The following is an 18,825-nucleotide window of genomic DNA, read 5'->3' as shown; positions in this document are numbered from 1 at the left end:
AATTATTGAATAATGACTTTGTCGGACGATGTGATGCGCTTTAGCCGTTCCATCAGAACATTCCAGTCAATCCTGGCATTATACCCGATCACGTCGATGCGCGGCAGTCCGCCGCCCTTGATGATGTAATAGCCTTCTTTCGATTCCGTCGGCTCCAGTCCCATCAACTGGCAGACGCCCTGATGCAGATAGCAGCCCAGGCCCAGTTTGTCGTAGCCGAACGTTTCGAACAGGCTCAAAAAACTGCGGGAGACCAGGTCGGTCGCGCCGCCTCCGCCGATGCTGGCGATGTTTTTAACGGCTTTCTGGCTGATTCGGTGCCTGGAATCGTCGTCGTCCGGCGTGCCCAGCCAGGCATAAAAGGAAAGCGGCCGCCAGTTTTCCATCACCAGATTTTTAACGAATCCCGAAAGCCTGCCGGTAATGCCGCCGAATTCAAACCGGCGGGTGATTTGATCCATGTCGAGATTGTCGACTTCGATCTCGGCGGTGAGCCTCGGCAAATCGGAAAACAGTCCCGACAAACCGAGCTCTCCGACTTTCACGAGGCCGTCGAACACTTTGAAGATCAGCTCGCCGCCCAGTTTCAACGTGCCATTGCGGTACTCGACGCCCGGAATGCGGCCGCTGACGGTGCCGGACAGAGGCGTCCAGTCAAGCGCCCGGGACAATTGTTCCAGCGATACGTTGTTTAGATTTCCTTCGAAATAAAGCTCCGGCTCCCGGTGCCGGTTCGCCAGCCAGTCAAACCGGTTGATCGCGATGGCGCCACCTAAAAAAGGCAGTTTGGCCTTTTCCAGCAGACGGATCGTGTCGGCCTTGGCCAACAACGACAAACGGGCCGGCCCGACCGGCAAAGCGCCCAGTTGCAGGCGCCGCCAGGCCAGGCGGGACGGCTGCCGGAAGGTTTCGCGGCGCGACCAGTTGACCGTGCCGAAGCCGCCGCCGACGCCGATGCGACCTTCCGCATCGGTGACTTCCAGATCGTGAAAGGATATCGAAGCGTCGGTTAATGAATTTCGCGCCAATTCGAGATGCGCGGTCAGACTGCCGCCCATCGAAATGCCGGCCCCCGGAGTTTCTTCCATGAAGGGCTTGAAATAGACGACGGAAAAGCGCTGCAGATCCCGGCTGCCGACGGACAGGTCGGCCTGCTCCAGGCTGAAGCCGTCCCCGAAGCGGATCCGGGCGCTGCCTTCAGCTTCTCCGGTACCCTCGTGCCGGTACCGGAAGGAACGGATTTCGGCTTCTTCCCTTGCGCTGTTCCAGGCTCCCTCCGCATCCCACTGGATCGGTTTTTCCGCCGCGTCCAGATAAACCGGATCGATAAACACCGCGCCGCCCGCCAAACGGGCACGATGGCGCCACTGCCAGAGGCCGTCCCGGTTTTGCGCGGACACTGCCGCGGCCAGAATCAAGCCTTCCGAAGCCCATCGACCTTCTTGGGTCTGCAAGGTCAAATCCTCCACCTCGGCCGTCAGGTCGAAATCGTCGATCCGCGCCTTATGGCCCGCAGCTTCCAGATTCAGGCTGATTTTTCCGCTTTTAATGTCGAACAAGCCGATTTTCAGCAGCCGTTGCAGAGGACCGCCATCGAGTTCTTCGGCTTGAACGCGCAGCCGCCATTCATCGCCCCGCGCGATGCCTTCTACGGAAAGCCGGCCGCGCGCCAGGCGCAAGTCGTTTAGAGCGAAGACGATCTCTTTTTCGCCGATATGCAGGAAGATCTTGCCGGAAACCGTCTGTCTCCGAAAAATACCGATCTCCGCCCCGCCCCGTCGGCACCAAAGCTCGTTATTCCCCCAGTCGAAAACATCGCAGCGAATATTGGCCATGCGCAGCGCATCATAAGGCGGCGGCAAAATCAACTGGTCGATGGCCAGAATCAGCCGCGGGCTTGCCGCCTTGACGTCGGTCAGAGTGAGATGGATTCCCTCCAGGCGCCACCCCCGAGCCTTCAGCGCCGCCGCATCGAAAACCACGTTTTGCACGGCGACGGCTTTCGGCGGAGCGGCCACAAGAAGAAAAGCCAGAAGAATCCTCATCATTGAGAATGCGAGGAAGGGCTCGTTTACCCGCAAGGACGGGAACTCGGCAAGAAGTCGATAGACCGTTATCCCGGAAACACCCCGGTCGACAGATACCGGTCTCCCCGGTCGCAAATGATCGCCACAATCACGGCGTTTTCAACCTGACGCGACAACTGTAGCGCGGCATGAACCGCGCCGCCCGACGACACGCCGGCGAAAATTCCTTCTTTCGCGGCCAGGGCTCGCATCGTATTTTCCGCGGACGCCTGGTCCACCTCGATGATGCGGTCCACCCGTTCGGCCTGATAGATTTTCGGCAGATATTCCTTTGGCCAGCGCCGGATGCCGGGAATCTTGGATTCGCCTTCCGGCTGCACGCCGACGATCTGAATCGCCTCGTTTTGCTCCTTCAAGAATTTCGACGTGCCCATGATCGTCCCGGTCGTTCCCATCGAACTGACGAAATGGGTAACGGTGCCCTGGGTATCCCGCCAGATCTCGGGACCGGTGCCTTCGTAATGGGCTCTGGGATTGTCGGGATTGGCGAACTGGTCCAGAATCCGTCCCTTGCCCTCGGCCTCCATCGCCCGCGCCAGATCGATGGCCGCTTCCATGCTGCCGGCCGCCGGGGTCAGGATGATTTCGGCGCCGTAGGCTTTCATCGAGGCGCGGCGTTCTTCGCTCATGTTGTCGGGCATGATCAGAGTCATCTTGTAGCCCTTGATCGCCGCCACCATCGCCAGAGCGATGCCGGTATTGCCGCTGGTGGCTTCGATCAGACGGTCTCCGGGCTTGATCTCGCCCCGGGCCTCGGCGTGTTTGATCATGCTCAGCGCCGGCCGGTCCTTGACCGAGCCCGCCGGATTATTGCCTTCCAGTTTGGCCAGAATGGTATTGCCGGTTGCTCCGGGCAAGCGCTGAAGCCTGACTAAAGGCGTATTGCCGACAAAAGATTCAATCGTAGAAAAAGTCATAAGAGTCATCCCGATCTGCCGAAATAAACGGATTATTCCATAGAAGAAGAAAAACCGCATTATATCAGCAGGAACGGCTTTCCGTCGGGACAACCGAGTGCGCCGTGTTGAAAAAAGCAGATCGGCGGCGCTGATCGGATCGATCATAACATAAACGCCGCCTTGCTCTCGAAGAAAGGCTCAGGTGGACGCGGCGGTGCCTTCCCGCTCGGTCTCTTTACCGTGTGCTTTGTAATCGGTGCCGATTCCGACGGCGATAATGACGATACCGATTCCGATGTAAAAGTTGCGGGCTGCTGCATCGTTTGAAAAACCGAGAATGAACGGCAGAACGACCAGCAAGGGACCGACCAGTCGCTCCACCCAGCCGTGCAGATGAAAAGGAATGATCTTGACCATGCCGTTGGGAAAGTCGGTGGCCAGCGTCAACAGCAGATGGACGGCGGCCAGGCCGTAAGCGATCATCGCCGGCAGGCCGCTCAAGCCGAAGAGGCTTGGCGCCAGTAAAAAGATGACGACCGTGACATAATCCAGATAGCCGTGCGCGATGTTGGATAAAAAATTCATAGCTTGCTCCTTTTGTCGAAGGGTCACCGAAACGGTCACCGTCGTTCATACCCTACAACAAGCCGGGCGGAGCTGTCTGTTAGCCGGAGAACAACGGCGCCGGCTTGTCCGGATAGTCGAACAGATCGTCCTTGACACAAATGAGCTCCCGTGTGTAATCCAGAAGGCTTCGGCTGCGCAGGTCGTTCATGACGGTGCTGACCACCGGCCGGCTGGCGCCGACCAGGTCCGCCAGTTCCTGCTGGGTCAGACGGATTTCCAGCGCATAGCCGTGCGTGCATCGCTTGCCGAACCATTCGGCGAGTTCTTTCAACATCTCCAGAACTCGAATTTCCACCGGCTTGGCCAGCATGTCGATCAGTTTGCGCTCGGCCTGCCGCCTTCTGGCGTATTGCGTCCCGACCACCTGCCACAGCAGTCTCGTTTGCTCGCTCATCAACCGGACAAACTCGTCAAGATCCAGGCGCACGACGGCGGCTTCGCCGAGCGTCCGCGCCGTTTCCGGCATCGTTTTTTCAATGGTTTGACCTTGAAGACGGCCGAGGATGTCGCCGCTCCGGAGCAGCGCCACGGTCCATTCGTTGCCTTGTTCGGTCAGGCAGGAAATCTTGACGATGCCCCGGCCGAGCATGAACACATAAGGGCATTCTTCTCCCTGGCGGTAGAGCAAGGCTTTGTCGGGAAGGTGAAGAATTCGGGCGGAAGGGCAATGTCGGCGCCATTCGGCCAGATTTTCTTCGGCGAGCCAGTCGGTGGGGAAGGCAGCGTCGGGTAATGGCATGCACCGTACTCCTTCAACTATCGTTTGAGGGCTTTAAGACCGGGAAGCTTTGGGTATTTTTGATTGATCGGACGGCTTCGGCACTTTCCTGCCGGCTGCGCCTGATGCGAAAACCGATCGTTTGGCCATATCGGGCCTGGATCTATTGTGAGCGGTTTTTTAAATCTCTGTCAAAACATAATTGTCGCCGATCGTTTTCAATTCGGCCTGGAGGATCCGGTTTTCGAGCGATTCTTCGCGGCCGATCACGCAGCCTACCCGAATGTAATTGGGCGTGTAACCATAAACTCGTTTTTGGTTTTCGGAGAGCGGTTCGGAATAACCCTCCCACAGCACCGGAAACTCCCGGCTGAGATTGTCGGTCAGGAACTTCAGCTTCATTTCTTCGGCCAGTCGATGCAGTTCTCGGCTGCGTTCCTTCTTGACGCTGTCGGGCAGTTGATCGGGCAAGGATGCCGCTTTGGTGCCTTCGCGCCGGGAATAAGTAAAGATATGGACATGGCCGAATCCGGTCCGTCCGATGAAATCAACGCTTTCCCGCCACTCCTGTTCGGTTTCGCCGGGAAAGCCGACGATGACGTCGGTGGTGACGTTGAAATACGGCATCCTGGCGCGCAAGCGCTCGACGATCCGGGCGAATTCCGCCGTCTTGCAGCGCCTGGCCATGCGCCGCAGCACGCTGTCCGAACCGCTCTGCAACGGCAGATGCAGATGCGGCATCAGACGCGGATTGTCGAACAGCTCGAAAAACTCGTCCGACAACTCCCACGGTTCCAGAGAGCCCAGGCGCAGCCTTGCAATCGGCGTCTCGGCGAGCACGGCTTTGATCAGCTCGACGAGATTTTGCCCCGAATCGCTGCCGTAGCCGCCCAGATGAACGCCGGTCAGAACCACTTCGTCGATGCCCTGCCGATGCAACGAATTGATTTCGCCGATCACGTCGGCGATCGGACGGCTTACTTCCTCACCGCGGGCAACGGTGACGATGCAGAAAGTACACCGATAGCGGCAGCCGTCCTGAACCTTGACGAAGGCGCGCTGGCGGCCTCGGGTGAACAATGAAATCTCGCCCGGCTCGGTCGACATCGCCGGCATCGTGGTCACGTCGAGTTCGGCCAGAGCCTGTTCCACCAATTGATCCTTGTCCCGGTTGCCGACCACCAGATCGACGCCCATCAACGCGGCCGCTTCGTCCCGGTTCAAGGTTGCATAGCAGCCGCTGACGACCAGTTTGGCCCTGGGATTGTCCCGGTGGATGCGGCGGATCAGATTGCGCGATTTTCTTGCCGCATCCTGAGTCACGGCGCAAGAATTGATCACGACCAGGTTGGCGGACTCCGCCTCGCGGGTGATCCGATGACCGGCCTTTTGAAAAGCCTGAGCCCAGGTTTCGAGTTCGGCTTCGTTCAGACGGCAACCGAGTGTTTTAAGATGAACCAACATTAACCGAAAAACCAGTAGGTAATATAAATGGAGGCGATAACGCCCGCCAAATCGGCTATTATCCCACACCCTGCCGCGTGGCGGATATTTTTGATGCCGACCGCTCCGAAGTAAACGGCCAATACGTAAAACGTGGTCTCGGTGCTGCCCTGGACGATGCAGACCAGACGGCCGGCAAAGGAATCGGCGCCGAGGGTTTTCATCGTGTCGATCATCATCGCCCGGGCGCCGCTGCCGCTGAACGGTTTGATCAGCGCAGTCGGCAGCGCGTCGACGAAACGGTCGTCCAGCGCCATCATTCGAACCAAATAGCGCACCAGATCATTGACCAGCTCCAGCGCGCCGCTGGCCCTAAACACACCGATCGCGACCAGCATCGCGACCAGATAGGGAATCAGCGTCACGGCGGTCTGAAAGCCTTCCTTGGCGCCGTCGACAAACGCTTCGTAAGCATTGATCCCTTTCTGCAAAGCGCCGACGATAAACGCCACAACCAGGAAAAACAGGACGACGTTGCTGATCAGGGCCGATTGCTCAAGCATGGCCTGTCTCGGCAGTCCGGCGAAATAGCCGAGGACGGCGCCGACCAGCAGCGTAAACCCGCCGAGATACGCCAGCACCACCCGATCCGCCAGACGGATCCTCTGTACGGCGGCGACCGCCAGCAGTCCGGCCAGCGTCGACACGTAGGTCGCCAGGAGGATCGGAATGAAGACGTCGGTGGGATTGGCGGCGCCGAGCTGGGCCCGGTAGGTGAAGATCGTCACCGGAAACAAGGTTACCGACGAGGTATTGACGACCAGAAACAGGATTTGCGCGTTGCTCGCGGTGGCTGGATCCGGATTCAGCGTTTGCAGTTCCTTCATCGCCTTGATGCCCAGCGGCGTGGCCGCGTTATCGAGACCCAGCATATTGGCCGACAGATTCATGACCATCGCGCCGAGCGCTGGATGATCTTGCGGAACTTCCGGCGTCAGACGGCTGAACAACGGCGTCAACCCCCGGGTCAACAAGCGGATGAATCCGCTTCGTTCGCCGATGCGCATGATGCCGAGCCACAACGACAAAATGCCGGTCAAGCCCAGGGCGATTTCGAAAGCCGACTTCGACAGGCTGAACATGGCGGCCATGATGTCGGCGAAGACCTGAACATCTCCGAAAACGAGCCATTTGACCGAGGCAGTGACGAAGGCGATAAGAAAAAAACAGATCCAGATGAGGTTTAGCACGATCGACCATAAAAGGATGGAATGGGGGTCTATTCTATTGCCTGCCCGGAACGATTGTCTTGCTCCAATATCAAAAATAAATACCGACGATAAAAATACGGCGACCTTACAAGATTCCGAGGGCCGTCAAAGGTCGGTTTTATTATGAGTTCGACTTGCGAGGTTGCTTATGAAATTCAAGATTTTGTTATTGGCCGCCGCCAGCTTTCTGTTATCGGGCTGTGTATTGACGAAGATCGCCACGGTGCCGATGCGGGTAGTGGGAGCCGCGGTTTCCATTGTTCCGGTTGCCGGCAATGCCGCGCACGACGTCATCGACGACGCCGCCGAAACGGTGGACGATGTGCCTATTTAAATCTAAAAGGAGTTGTTTTCCGATTTCCGGCGAAGGCGTAAAAACCTTCATGGAAGCGCCAGGATGTGAAAAAGAAAAAGGCTGTACCTTTCGGTACAGCCTGGGAGCAAATAATATTATTTGCATTACTCTGAGGGGCAGTTCATCGTAATGCACTATAAGCATGGCAGATCACAGCCAAATTTCTGTGAACCGAATCGCAAATTCGGAATGACCTTTCAAATTTTTCCGGCCAGTGTTTCGGCATAGCCCGTGTATGTACCGGGTTCCAACGCCAGCAAGGCCGATTTGGCCTCGTCCGGTATCTCCAGATTTTCGATGAAAGACCGCAATTGTTGCGGCGTGATGCGCTGGCCTCGGGTCAGCTCCTTCAATTTTTCATAAGGTTTTTCAATGCCGTAGCGGCGCATGACCGTCTGGATCGGTTCGGCCAGCACTTCCCAGTTTGCATTCAGATCGGCCGCCAGGGCGTCGGGATTGATCTGCAGTTTGCCGATGCCTTTCAAGGTCGATTGAAGGGCGATGCTGGTATGCGCGATGCCGACGCCTATGTTCCTGAGCACGGTGGAATCGGTCAGGTCGCGCTGCCAGCGGGATATCGGCAGCTTTTCCGCCAAAAACGCGAACAGCGCATTGGCGATGCCGAGATTCCCTTCGGAATTTTCGAAATCGATCGGATTGACTTTGTGCGGCATCGTCGACGAGCCGATCTCGCCGGCAACGGTTTTCTGTTTGAAATAGCCCAGCGAAATGTAGCTCCAGACGTCGCGGTCGAAATCCAGCAGGATCGTATTGAACCGCGACAGCGCATGGAAAAACTCGGCCAAGTAATCGTGGGGCTCGATCTGGATCGTATAAGGATTGAAGGTCAGCCCCAGCGATTCGACGAAATCTTGCGCAAACGCCTCCCAATCGACTTCGGGATAGGCGACGCTGTGCGCGTTGTAATTGCCGACCGCACCGTTGATTTTACCCAGCAGCTTGACGTCGGCCAGTTGCCGCCGCTGGCGCTCCATCCTGGCGACGAAATTGGCGAATTCCTTGCCGACGGTGGTCGGGCTGGCCGATTGGCCGTGCGTTCGCGACAGCATCGGCTGTGCCGCGGTTTCGACCGCGATTTTCTTGATCGCCGCAATACAGGCCTCGATCTGTTCGAGCATGACCGCGCGGCCTTCCTTCAGCATCAGGGCGTAGGACAGATTGTTGATGTCTTCCGAAGTGCAGGCGAAATGGATGAACTCGGCGACGTTTTCCAGTTCGGCGTTGCCGGCGATTTTTTCCTTTAAAAAATATTCGATGGCTTTGACGTCGTGATTCGTGGTTTTTTCTATTTCCTTGACCCGCTGCGCGTCCGTTTCCGAGAAATCGCTCACGATTTCGTTCAGAACGTCGACCGCCGTCCCGGTAAAGGCCGGGACTTCGGCAATGCCCGGATGCGCGGCCAGAGCCAGCAGCCAGCGCACTTCGACCTGAACGCGAAACCGGATCAAACCGTATTCACTGAAAATGGGACGCAGATTCTTTACTTTATCGGCATAGCGGCCGTCGATGGGGGAGATGGCAAAAAGGGGAAAATCAGTCATGATGAGGTCCGGGTTTATTTGACAAAATATAATGCTAACTCGAGCGACTTGAAACAATGGCTCGATAAAAAGAAAAAAGGTCAATAGACGGGCTGATAGGCTTTTTGTATCAATTTATTCATTCCGTTTGGTTTCGATAATGCCACCGCCCAGGCAAACCTCGCCCTCATAAAACACGACCGATTGTCCCGGCGTGATCGCTCGTTGCGGTTCGTCGAAGACGGCCTTGCAGCGTCCGTCCGGCAAAGGAGTCACCGTACAACCCTGATCGGCCTGCCGGTAGCGGGTTTTGGCGGCGCAACGGATCGTTTCGGTCAGCGGCCGGCCGCTGCACCAGTCCAGTCGGCCGGCTTCGAGCGTATTGTGCAGCATCAACGGATGATCGTGGCCCTGGCCGACGATCAGCACGTTGTGCTCGAGATCCTTGTCGAGCACGTACCACGGTTCGTCCGGCGTGTCCTTGATTCCGCCGATGCCGAGGCCCTGGCGCTGGCCGAGCGTGTAATACATCAGGCCGTGGTGGCGGCCGATCAAATGGCCTTCCGGAGTACGGATGTCGCCGGGCTGAGTCGGCAGATAACGCTGGAGAAATTCCTTGAACTTGCGCTCGCCGATGAAGCAGATGCCGGTGCTGTCTTTTTTACGGCTGTTCGCGAAGCCGGCCTTTTCCGCCATCGCCCGGATTTCGGTCTTGTGCAGATGGCCGATCGGAAACAGCGTGCGTGCCAGTTGTTTTTGCTTCAGCGTGTAGAGAAAATAGCTTTGTTCCTTGCCCGGATCGAGGCCTTTGAGCAGAAAATATTCGCCGTTCCGTTCGCCGACGCGTGCGTAATGACCGGTCGCGATGTATTCGGCGCCGAGATCTTCGATGGCGTAATTCAGAAAGGCCTTGAATTTGACATGCTTGTTACACAGAATGTCCGGGTTCGGCGTGCGGCCTTTGGCGAATTCGGACAAGAATACTTCGAACACTTCGTCCCAGTATTCGGCGGCGAAATTGACGGTTTTCAGCTCGATGCCCAACCGATCGCATACCTGTTGGGCGTCGGCCAGATCCTGCATTGCCGTGCAATACTCGGTGCCGTCGTCTTCTTCCCAGTTTTTCATGAACAAGCCGGTCACCTGATGGCCCTGCTCCAGCAATAGGAGAGCCGTCACCGAAGAATCGACGCCGCCGGACATGCCGACGATGATGTTGTTACTCATGGTCCAGATCGAGAAATGATTTTAATAAGGATAAAGGATAACGATGCCCCTGCAGATACTCGTCGACGCTGATCAGCACCAAGGGACTGCGCAAGCGGGGATGCGCCGCGGCGATCTCGTCGCGGCTCAGCCAGTGGGTTGCCAGGATGCCGTCGTCCAGCTTCCGGTCCGGATCGTGGCCTGTGCAACGGCCGGAAAAACAGACTCTAAGAAAACTCGGCGCTCCGGGATTTCTCCGCCAGAGTTGAACCGCAACGACCGATTCCGGCTCAAAACGCCAGCCGGTTTCCTCGTAAACTTCGCGCCGGACCGCCTCGGCCAGGGTTTCCCCTTCTTCCAGATGGCCGGCCGGCTGATTGAAGCGAATGCCCAAATCGGTTTCTTCTTCGACCAGAAGAAACCGGCCGTTCCTTTCAATCACCGCGGCGACAGTGACGTGAGGCTTCCAAACCATCGCAACCCGACCCAATATAAAAAATGCGACTATTTTACTCGATTTAAGTATGATGATAAGAAAGAATTGAACTCTTTACGCCCACAAGGTCAAATCGTGCGATAACCCTTCGTGTTGAATGGCCGGCCGGCTGTTTCGATACACCAACCGATCCTCGACTTTTCCTCAAAGGAAGCTTGAAACTGCAAAAATTGACTACTATTACACTGTTATCGTGCAAAGAAACCTTCGAGTTCGGAAAGGATCCATGCACAGGCTTGAAATCCGCTGTTATTGGTATTATGTTACGCACATAAAGTTTTTTTGCGATGCCTTATGTCCGATTACGATCCGTTTCAAGACAACATGAATGGCCTGACCCTTCAGGAAGCCAAGCCGAAACTGAAAAAACCGCCATTATACAAGGTTATTCTATTGAATGACGATTTTACGCCGATGGATTTTGTGATTGAGATACTGATGAATTTTTTTGCCATGCCCCAAGATAAAGCCACACAGGTCATGCTGCAAATTCACACCCAGGGTGTGGGAGTATGTGGAACATATTCCAAAGACGTGGCGGAAACAAAGGTCTATTTGGTCAATGATTATTCCCGCGCGCATCAGCATCCGTTGCTGTGTACAATGGAAGAAGCATGAATTGGTGAGCTTATGTTAAGTAAAGAACTCGAAGTTACTTTAAACAATGCCTTTAAAAATGCCCATGATAAACGGCATGAATTCATTACGGTGGAGCATTTGCTCCTGGCATTGCTCGACAATGAGTCTGCCGAAGCGATCATGAAAGCGTGCGGCTGCAACATCAAGCTGCTACGGGGCCAATTGACTCAATTCATCGACGAAACCATCTCGCTGATTCCTCCGGGCGTGCAACGCGAAACCCAACCGACTCTCGGGTTTCAACGGGTACTGCAGCGGGCGGTATTTCACGTCCAGGCTTCCGATAAAAAAGAAGTTTCCGGCGCCAATCTGTTCGTTGCCCTGTTCAGCGAACAGGATTCCCATGCGGTCTACCTGTTGAACAAACAGGACATTTCCAGGCTGGACGTGGTTAACTATCTTGCGCACGGCATTTCGAAAGTCGATCAGGAAAACCCATCGTCGGATGATCGCAATCCCGATCCGGGCAATCCCGATGCGGAAGCCTCCGGCAGCCCTCTCGATAAATATACGACCAACCTGAATGAAGAAGCGTTAAGAGGAAGGATCGACCCTCTGATCGGACGCGAACTGGAAATCGAACGCACCATTCAGATACTCTGCCGCCGCCGCAAAAACAATCCACTCCTGGTCGGAGAAGCCGGCGTCGGAAAAACGGCCATCGCCGAAGGCCTGGCAAAACGAATTGTCGAAGAAAACGTACCGGAAGTGCTGATGAAAAGCACCATTTATGCGCTGGACTTGGGCGCGCTGGTGGCGGGAACCAAATACCGCGGCGATTTTGAAAAAAGGCTCAAAGCTCTGGTGAATCAGTTGAAAAGAGAGCCCGACTCGATACTGTTCATCGATGAAATTCACACGATCATCGGCGCCGGCTCCGCTTCGGGCGGGGTAATGGACGCTTCCAATTTGATCAAGCCGCTGCTGGCTTCCGGCCAGATGCGCTGCATCGGTTCCACCACTTACCAGGAATACCGCGGGGTCTTCGAAAAGGATCACGCCCTGGCTCGCCGTTTCCAGAAAGTGGACGTCGTCGAACCGTCCGTCGAAGACACCATACTGATCCTGAAAGGATTAAAATCGCGCTTCGAAGAACACCACGACGTTAAATATTCGGGCGAAGCCTTGCGTCTTGCGGCGGAACTGTCACACCGATTCATTCCCGACCGGCATTTGCCCGACAAAGCCATCGACGTCATCGACGAAGCCGGCGCGAAACAGCGCATGGTGTCCAAGACCGAGCGCAAGCAGGTCATTGACGCCGCCGAAATCGAAGACATCGTATCGAAAATCGCCCGGGTTCCGGCCAAGTCGGTTTCCATCAATGAAATAGACAAACTGGCCAATCTGGAAAAGAATCTCAAGATGCTGGTCTTCGGTCAGGATGAAGCCATTTCGGCACTGGCTTCGGCGATCAAATTGTCGCGCGCGGGGCTTCGCGAAACGCAAAAAACCATCGGTGCGTTTTTATTTGCCGGCCCGACCGGCGTCGGAAAAACCGAAGTGACCCGCCAGTTGGCGAAAATCCTCGGCGTGGAGCTGATCCGTTTCGACATGTCCGAATACATGGAACGGCACACCGTTTCCAGGCTGATCGGCGCGCCTCCGGGCTACGTCGGCTTCGACCAGGGCGGCTTGCTGACCGAACAGGTCACCAAACATCCGCATGCGGTGCTGCTTCTGGACGAACTGGAAAAAGCCCATCCGGACGTCTTCAATCTGCTGCTGCAAGTGATGGATCACGGCACGCTGACCGACAACAACGGACGGAAAGCCGACTTCCGCAACATCATTATCGTGATGACGACCAATGCCGGTTCTGAGGAAGGCAGCCGGGCTTCGATCGGGTTCATGCAACAGGATCATGCCACCGACAGCTTGAAAGTGATCGAGAAAGGCTTCTCGCCGGAATTTCGTAACCGCCTGGATGCCATCATTCAGTTCAAACCGCTGGACATCTCCATTGTCGGGCACGTCGTCGATAAATTTATCTTCGAGCTGGAAGCGTTGCTTACCGAAAAAAAGGTGACTCTGAACCTGGATGCCGATGCCCGTTTGTGGCTGGCCGAACACGGCTGCGATCCGAAAATGGGCGCCCGGCCGATGGCCCGTCTGATTCAGGAAAAAATTAAGAAGCCGCTGGCGAATGACCTATTGTTCGGCAAATTGGCGAACGGTGGCCATGTGCGGATATACGTGGAAAATAACGACCTTGCTTTTTCTATCGAAAGCAAAGAGTTGACAGTGTCGTAAGACAGCGGAACCGGAAGCATGCGTTTTTTCCATTCTATGGAATTAACGCATGCGGAAAGTAATCCGGCCTTTGGTTAAATCGTAGGGAGTCAATTCCACCTTGACGGTATCCCCCGTCAATATGCGGATATAATGCTTGCGCATCTTTCCGGAAATGTGCGCGGTGACAATGTGACCATTTTCGAGTTGTACCCGGAACATGGTATTGGGAAGGGTATCGATAACCTTGCCTTCCATTTCGATCTGATCTTCTTTAGCCATAAAGTTGGTCCTGGTTGTTAAAACGCTAAATAATATCATAACACCGGATTTAACAACAGTAGCCCCACGCGAGCCCTGGAATTAATTCTCAGCCGATGCAAAATCGACCCATTCCTGCCCTACGTACAATTGCAAGGGTTGATAAATACTTTTATAAGACATTTTCCGGCAATTTTTTATCCAGAAGCCGAGATACAGAAATTTTTTCTGAAGCCGGAGAACTTGCTCGATTTGCCATAAAACCGCGTACATACCGGGACTGTATTCGGAAAACTTGGGCTCGTAAAAGGTATAAACCGCCGACCAGGACTGGTCGAACCGGTCGATGACCGCCAGCGCCGACAGTTCGTCACCGATCGAAAATTCGGCAAACTGAGTGTCGCACCAGGAACTTCCGAGAAAATCAAGATAATCGGCCGGACCGGCATCCGCCATCGCGCCTCCTTCGTGCTTGAAATGCTGGTAGCGCAGATACATTTCATAATGGGCTTTTTCAAAAATGGCCGGTTTCAGCACGACGCGCGTATTGCCGTTCTTTTTCAGACAGCGTTTCTGGCTTCTGTCGGGCTTGAATTCTTCCACCGCCACTCTTGCCGGAAGGCAGGCCGAACATTTCGCACAACGCGGCGCATAAACCTCGTCACCGCTCCGGCGAAAACCCAGCTCCAGCAATTGGGCGTAGATCGGCGTCGTTAACCGGCAGGCCGGATGAACGAAAAGCGATTGCGCCTGTTTTCCCTCCAGATAACTACAGGGATGCGCCTGGGTCAGAATCAAAGGGATGGAAGTCATTGCTTACTCCAGGCCTCGGTCTTGGCGGAGGCTTCACAATAGCGGGCAAGTAATTCGACAAAATCTCTTCTGTCGATTTCCACGGCACCCAGACTTTCCAGATGCTCGGTATGCACCTGGCAATCGATCAGTTGATATCCCCATTCTTCGAGTTGTTCGACCAGAGTGACGAAAGCCACTTTGGAGGCATCCGTCATGGTATGAAACATCGATTCACCGAAAAACACCCGGCCCAGGGCAATACCGTATAACCCTCCCACCAGTTTGCCCTTGTGCCATGCCTCCGCCGAATGAGCTATGCCGAGCCGGAACAGATCCTTATAGGCACGGCTGATGTCCTGGGTAATCCAGGTCCCCAGACTGCCTTTTCGAATGTCTGCGCAACCGGCAATCACTGCGTCGAACGCCTGATCGTAACTGACCGAAAATTTTTGCCTTCTTATGGTTTTTCTAAGGCTTCGGGAAACTTTGATTTGATCCGGGAATAATACCAACCGGGGATCGGGCGACCACCATAAAATGGGCTCGCCCGCATTGTACCAGGGAAAAATGCCGTGCCGATAAGCATTGAGCAAGCGGGAGACGGACAAGCATCCGCCGACCGCCAGCAAGCCGTCGGGCTCGCGCAACGCTTTCTCCAGAGCGGGAAATTCCTGCTCGGGGTTATCCGGATCGAGGATGGTCAGTTGCATACTTCGCTGCGGCAAGTGGCGTCTTTCGGGTCCTCTCAATTTATCGACTTTGACCGGCCATCTTCCTGCTATTTCAATTCGTCCAGATATTTTTCCGCATCCAGCGCGGCCATGCAGCCCGCCCCGGCTGAAGTGACGGCCTGCTTGTACACCGAATCCATGACGTCACCGGCGGCAAAAACGCCTTCCACGCTGGTAGCGGTTGCGTTGCCGGCAATGCCGCTCCTGACCTTGATGTAACCGTTCAGCATTTCCAGTTGTCCTGCAAAGATCTCGGTATTGGGCGTGTGGCCTATGGCGATGAATACCCCGTGTACGTCGAGCTCTTTGGTCGAACCGTCCAGAGTGTTCTTGATTCTGATGCCGGTCACGCCCATGTCGTCGCCGAGCACCTCATCCAGCGTATGGTTCCATTCGATGGAGACGTTGCCGCTTCTGGATTTTTCAATCAGTTTGTCGGACAGAATTTTTTCCGAACGGAATTTATCGCGGCGATGGACAATCGTGACTTGCGAAGCAATATTAGCCAGATAAAGCGCCTCTTCCACCGCGGTATTGCCGCCGCCGATCACGGCCACCGGCTTGTTTCTGTAAAAGAATCCGTCGCAGGTCGCGCAAGCGGAAACCCCTTTGCCCTTGTAGGCTTCCTCCGACTCCAGACCGAGATAGCGAGCCGAAGCACCGGTAGCGACAATCAAAGCATCGCACGTGTAACTGCCGGCGTCTCCGCTCAGTTTGAAAGGTCTGACCGACAGATCCGCGGTATGGATATGGTCAAAGATGATTTCGGTATCGAAGCGCTCGGCATGTTGGCGCATTCTTTCCATCAAATCGGGCCCTTGCAGACCTTCCACATCGCCGGGCCAATTGTCCACGTCCGTCGTCGTGGTCAATTGCCCGCCTTGCTGGAGACCGGTGATCATCACCGGTTTCAGATTGGCCCGGGCGGAATAGACCGCCGCCGTGTAGCCGGCCGGACCGGAACCAAGAATTAATAATCGGCAGTGCTTGGAGTCGCTCATGAAAAACCTCGATGAAAAGCAAGATAGGAAAACTGCAACAAATTATGAAGAGGAATATGGGTTTCGTAAACTTCAAAATCAAGCCGTTCCAGGTGAAAATCTCCCTAAAAAGCCGGTTACTCCTGAAGTTATTATTCATGTAAAATACGCAATAGATAATCTATAATCATGTTTTGTCGGAATTAATTCATTTGAGTAACAACATGTCTGCTGTGATGGAAGAAAAAACGGTTCGTGGTTTGCGTGAAATCGCTGTCTTGATTTTTTTAGCCTGTGCATTGTTTTTTTTGATTTCCCTGGTGACTTTCAGCAATGAAGACGCAGGCTGGACTCATAGCGGCACAGTGCAGACCATCAGCAATGCCTGCGGCGTTTTCGGCGCCTGGCTGGCCGATTTCAGCCTCAGCTTCCTGGGGTTGATCGCTTACTTGTGCCCGGCGATCATTTTCTGGCAGGGATACAGCATTTACCGGCAGCGCAATCAAGCGTTGCAGAAAATGACCCTGGTGTTTCAGTGGCTGGGCATCCTTACGACGATCGTTTCAGGTGCCGCCTTGGCCAATCTGTATCTGCTCAGGATCAAAGTCGAACTGCCCAACAGCACCGGCGGCATCATCGGCCAGGAAATCGGCAATGCGCTGGTCATCATGTTCGGCAATTCGGGAGCGACGCTGTTTTTAATCGTGGGTCTTCTGGCCGGCATCACGCTGGTGACCAAGCTCTCCTGGCTGGCGCTGCTCGACCTCATCGGAAAATACACCGTCTTTCTCTGCCGAGTCGTATTTCACAGTGCCGCCCATTTGCGGCACGAACATTCAGGACAAGAGAACCGCCCGGTTTCACAACCCTCTCTTTCCAAAAGCACGCCTTCCTTCTCCGCTAATGCTCCGGAAAAAGCGGCCGGCATGCCTAAGGCTCCGGCAAAACCGACCGTCATTCCGGAAAAACCCAATGCCGTACCCGAAAAAACTTCGAAACCGTCGGCCAAAAAACCGCAAACCGTCAGCTTCGATGCCGGCATGGGCGTCCTGCCCGCCCAGGAGTTGCTGGATAATCGCGATACGCGGGTAAAAGGTTACACCCAGAGCGATCTGGAAGAAATGTCGCGGCTGGTTGAAAACATCCTGCAGGATTTTAACGTCACCGTCGAAGTGGTGGGTTTTCTGCCGGGTCCCGTGATCACCCGCTTTGAGCTGCAACCTGCGGCCGGCGTCAAAGTCAGCCGCATCAGCACGCTGTCGAAAGACCTGGCTCGGGCCCTGTCCGTCACCAGCGTGCGCATCGTTGAGGTGATCCCCGGCAAATCGGTCATCGGCCTGGAAATCCCCAACCGCGAACGGGAAATGGTCAGTTTGCGGGAGTGCCTGGCCTCGGCCGCTTTCAGTAAGTCCAAGTCTCTGCTGACGCTGGCCATGGGCAAGGACATCTCCGGCGCGCCGCTAATCGCCGATCTCGGCAAAATGCCGCATGCGCTGGTCGCAGGCACCACCGGTTCCGGCAAATCGGTCGCCATCAATACGATGATTCTCAGCCTGCTCTATAAAGCCACTCCGGAACAGGTCCGGATGATCATGATCGACCCCAAAATGCTGGAGCTGTCGGTGTACGAAGGCATCCCGCATTTGTTGACGCCCGTCGTCACCGACATGAAAGAGGCCAGCAACGCCTTGCGCTGGGCCGTCGCCGAAATGGAGCGGCGCTACAAGCTGATGTCGAAAATGGGCGTCAGAAATCTGGCCGGCTTCAATCAATTGATTCTGGACGCCGAAGCCCGAGGGGAAACCATTCGCGATCCGATGTTCCAACCGCTCAATCCGCTTGCCGAAGGCGAAGAAATTCCTCATCTACAGATGCTGCCCAGCATTGTCATCATCATCGACGAGCTGGCCGACATGATGATGATCGTCGGCAAAAAAGTGGAAGAGCTGATCGCCCGGCTGGCGCAGAAAGCCCGTGCCGCCGGCATTCATTTGATTCTGGCCACGCAGCGTCCGTCGGTGGACGTTCTGACCGGCCTGATCAAGGCCAACGTGCCCACCCGGATTTCCTTTCAGGTGTCTTCAAGGATCGATTCCCGCACGATTCTCGATCAGGGCGGTGCCGAGGCTCTTCTGGGCAACGGCGACATGCTGTTCCTGCCGTCGGGCACCAGCATTCCCATCCGCGCGCACGGCGCTTTTGTCGACGACCACGAAGTGCATCGCGTAGTCGAGTTCCTGAAACAGACCGCGCCGACCAATTATCTCGAAGAAATTACCCGGGACGTTTCCGACACCGGGGACGGCGGCAGTTATGGCGGCGGCAGTTACGGCGACTCCGAAACCGACTCCCTGTACGATCAAGCCGTACAATTCGTGACTGAAACGCGCAAGGCTTCGATTTCCAGCGTGCAGCGGCGCTTCAAGATCGGTTACAACCGGGCCGCCACGATGATCGAGGAAATGGAAGCCGCCGGCGTCGTCAGCCCGGCCGAATCGAACGGCTCACGCGTCGTGCTGGCGCCGGCCCCGGTCAAGGATTGAC

General features: G+C 55.5%; 18 protein-coding genes. 5 read left to right on the top strand and 13 right to left on the bottom strand.

The annotated features are described in order from the left end of the window. Positions 1-2: 2 nt before the first annotated feature. The 6 genes from A3OW_RS0102950 to A3OW_RS0102925 form a co-directional block, all read right to left on the bottom strand. A complete protein-coding gene (locus A3OW_RS0102950; protein ID WP_020561940.1) occupies positions 3-2,048 on the bottom strand; it encodes a hypothetical protein in 2,046 nt (681 codons plus the stop codon). Between the two features lie 65 nt (positions 2,049-2,113). After that, the gene (cysM, locus tag A3OW_RS0102945; RefSeq protein WP_026223284.1) at positions 2,114-3,004 is read right to left on the bottom strand and encodes a cysteine synthase CysM; all 891 of its coding nucleotides are present in this window, start codon (positions 3,002-3,004) and stop codon (positions 2,114-2,116) included. A gap of 180 nt (positions 3,005-3,184) precedes the next feature. Then, on the bottom strand, positions 3,185-3,571 hold the full coding sequence (locus A3OW_RS0102940; protein WP_020561938.1) for an SPW repeat domain-containing protein: 387 nt from the start codon (positions 3,569-3,571) through the stop codon (positions 3,185-3,187). A gap of 79 nt (positions 3,572-3,650) precedes the next feature. Further along, positions 3,651-4,352 (bottom strand): Crp/Fnr family transcriptional regulator, encoded by a 702-nt coding sequence (locus tag A3OW_RS0102935; protein ID WP_020561937.1) that lies wholly within the window; start codon positions 4,350-4,352, stop codon positions 3,651-3,653. A gap of 159 nt (positions 4,353-4,511) precedes the next feature. Then, positions 4,512-5,795: a tRNA (N(6)-L-threonylcarbamoyladenosine(37)-C(2))-methylthiotransferase MtaB gene (gene mtaB / locus A3OW_RS0102930; RefSeq protein WP_020561936.1), complete on the bottom strand. Its 1,284-nt coding sequence runs from the start codon at positions 5,793-5,795 to the stop codon at positions 4,512-4,514. Then, on the bottom strand, positions 5,795-7,024 hold the full coding sequence (locus A3OW_RS0102925) for a nucleoside recognition domain-containing protein (protein WP_020561935.1): 1,230 nt from the start codon (positions 7,022-7,024) through the stop codon (positions 5,795-5,797). Before A3OW_RS0102925 ends, mtaB begins: the two co-directional genes overlap by 1 nt. Before the next feature lie 169 nt (positions 7,025-7,193). Between A3OW_RS0102925 and A3OW_RS0102920 the strand changes: the two genes are divergently transcribed. Continuing rightward, complete coding sequence (locus A3OW_RS0102920; RefSeq protein ID WP_020561934.1) at positions 7,194-7,379, top strand: DUF6726 family protein; 186 nt, start codon at positions 7,194-7,196, stop codon at positions 7,377-7,379. 218 nt (positions 7,380-7,597) lie between these two features. On the opposite strand, the gene purB is transcribed toward A3OW_RS0102920, so the two are convergent. The 3 genes from purB to A3OW_RS0102905 form a co-directional block, all read right to left on the bottom strand. Continuing rightward, positions 7,598-8,962, bottom strand: a complete 1,365-nt coding sequence (gene purB, locus A3OW_RS0102915; protein WP_020561933.1) for an adenylosuccinate lyase — start codon at positions 8,960-8,962, stop codon at positions 7,598-7,600. Between the two features lie 114 nt (positions 8,963-9,076). After that, complete coding sequence (gene mnmA, locus A3OW_RS0102910) at positions 9,077-10,168, bottom strand: tRNA 2-thiouridine(34) synthase MnmA (RefSeq protein WP_020561932.1); 1,092 nt, start codon at positions 10,166-10,168, stop codon at positions 9,077-9,079. After that, a complete protein-coding gene (locus tag A3OW_RS0102905) occupies positions 10,161-10,622 on the bottom strand; it encodes an NUDIX hydrolase (RefSeq protein WP_020561931.1) in 462 nt (153 codons plus the stop codon). Before A3OW_RS0102905 ends, mnmA begins: the two co-directional genes overlap by 8 nt. Positions 10,623-10,937: 315 nt before the next feature. Between A3OW_RS0102905 and clpS the strand changes: the two genes are divergently transcribed. Both clpS and clpA read left to right on the top strand, forming a co-directional pair. Beyond that, positions 10,938-11,261: an ATP-dependent Clp protease adapter ClpS gene (gene clpS / locus A3OW_RS0102900; RefSeq protein WP_020561930.1), complete on the top strand. Its 324-nt coding sequence runs from the start codon at positions 10,938-10,940 to the stop codon at positions 11,259-11,261. Positions 11,262-11,273: 12 nt separating this feature from the next. Further along, positions 11,274-13,535, top strand: a complete 2,262-nt coding sequence (gene clpA, locus A3OW_RS0102895) for an ATP-dependent Clp protease ATP-binding subunit ClpA (protein WP_020561929.1) — start codon at positions 11,274-11,276, stop codon at positions 13,533-13,535. Positions 13,536-13,577: 42 nt separating this feature from the next. Here the strand turns inward: clpA and infA are convergent, their stop codons facing one another. The 4 genes from infA to trxB form a co-directional block, all read right to left on the bottom strand. Beyond that, on the bottom strand, positions 13,578-13,796 hold the full coding sequence (gene infA / locus A3OW_RS0102890) for a translation initiation factor IF-1 (protein ID WP_020561928.1): 219 nt from the start codon (positions 13,794-13,796) through the stop codon (positions 13,578-13,580). Positions 13,797-13,877: 81 nt separating this feature from the next. Then, on the bottom strand, positions 13,878-14,588 hold the full coding sequence (locus tag A3OW_RS0102885) for an arginyltransferase (RefSeq protein WP_020561927.1): 711 nt from the start codon (positions 14,586-14,588) through the stop codon (positions 13,878-13,880). Beyond that, positions 14,585-15,280: a leucyl/phenylalanyl-tRNA--protein transferase gene (gene aat / locus A3OW_RS0102880; protein WP_020561926.1), complete on the bottom strand. Its 696-nt coding sequence runs from the start codon at positions 15,278-15,280 to the stop codon at positions 14,585-14,587. Before aat ends, A3OW_RS0102885 begins: the two co-directional genes overlap by 4 nt. A 68-nt stretch (positions 15,281-15,348) precedes the next feature. Next, complete coding sequence (gene trxB / locus A3OW_RS0102875; protein ID WP_020561925.1) at positions 15,349-16,302, bottom strand: thioredoxin-disulfide reductase; 954 nt, start codon at positions 16,300-16,302, stop codon at positions 15,349-15,351. Between trxB and A3OW_RS27595 the strand changes: the two genes are divergently transcribed. Continuing rightward, a complete protein-coding gene (locus A3OW_RS27595; RefSeq protein WP_157385776.1) occupies positions 16,301-16,468 on the top strand; it encodes a hypothetical protein in 168 nt (55 codons plus the stop codon). The genes trxB and A3OW_RS27595 overlap by 2 nt on opposite strands. 37 nt (positions 16,469-16,505) lie before the next feature. Beyond that, positions 16,506-18,824, top strand: a complete 2,319-nt coding sequence (locus A3OW_RS0102865) for a DNA translocase FtsK (protein ID WP_026223283.1) — start codon at positions 16,506-16,508, stop codon at positions 18,822-18,824. Position 18,825 lies beyond the last annotated feature (1 nt).

The organism is Methylosarcina fibrata AML-C10 (assembly GCF_000372865.1).
Classification (GTDB): domain Bacteria; phylum Pseudomonadota; class Gammaproteobacteria; order Methylococcales; family Methylomonadaceae; genus Methylosarcina; species Methylosarcina fibrata.
This window is presented reverse-complemented; position numbering and strand designations above follow the sequence as displayed.